This window comes from Bacillus sp. LR--39, assembly GCF_053613335.1.
Genome location: NZ_JBSIOT010001158.1, coordinates 1 through 613, shown reverse-complemented (window position 1 = coordinate 613; position 613 = coordinate 1). Strand labels below are relative to the sequence as shown.

Sequence of the window (613 nt, the reverse complement as noted above, 5' to 3'; positions counted from 1 at the left end):
AAATGGTGTGAAGAAATGCTTGAAAAAAGCCCGACCGCACTGCGCTTTCTTAAAGCTGCGTTTAACGCGGACACAGACGGACTTGCTGGAATTCAGCAGTTTGCAGGGGATGCTACCCTTCTTTACTACACAACAGATGAAGCAAAAGAAGGCCGTGATTCCTTTAAGGAAAAACGCAAACCTGATTTCGGACAGTTCCCTCGTTTCCCGTGATCAGCAATACTTAGTAAACCAACAGCTTGAGACTTTGCGGTCCAAGCTGTTTTCTTTTCAATACAGACATTTTACCTCGGAGATGATGACATGCTGACAGAACAGCCTAACTGGCTCATGCAGCGGGCACAGCTGACACCTGAGAGAATCGCTCTCATCTATAGAGACCAAACAGTGACATTTGCAGAATTATTTGCCGCGTCTAAGCGAATGGCGGCACAGCTTGCCGCTCATTCGGTTCGGAAAGGGGATACTGCGGCTATTTTGCTCCAAAACCGTGCAGAAATGGTATACGCCGTTCACGCTTGTTTTTTGCTTGGTGTTAAGGCGGTGCTTTTGAATACGAAGCTGTCAACACATGAAAGGGTGTTTCAGCTGGAGGATTCGGGATCCGGCTTTT

At 47.3% G+C, this 613-nt stretch carries 2 protein-coding genes; both read left to right on the top strand.

Translation table 11 applies throughout. The features are described 5' to 3' along the window. Positions 1 to 213, top strand: a 213-nt coding sequence (locus tag ACWHAR_RS29135; protein WP_452088705.1) for an enoyl-CoA hydratase-related protein, incomplete at its 5' end; no start/stop codon positions are given. Positions 214 to 303: 90 nt separating this feature from the next. Further along, a partial coding sequence (locus ACWHAR_RS29130; protein WP_452088704.1) for an AMP-binding protein occupies positions 304 to 613 on the top strand: 310 nt, incomplete at its 3' end.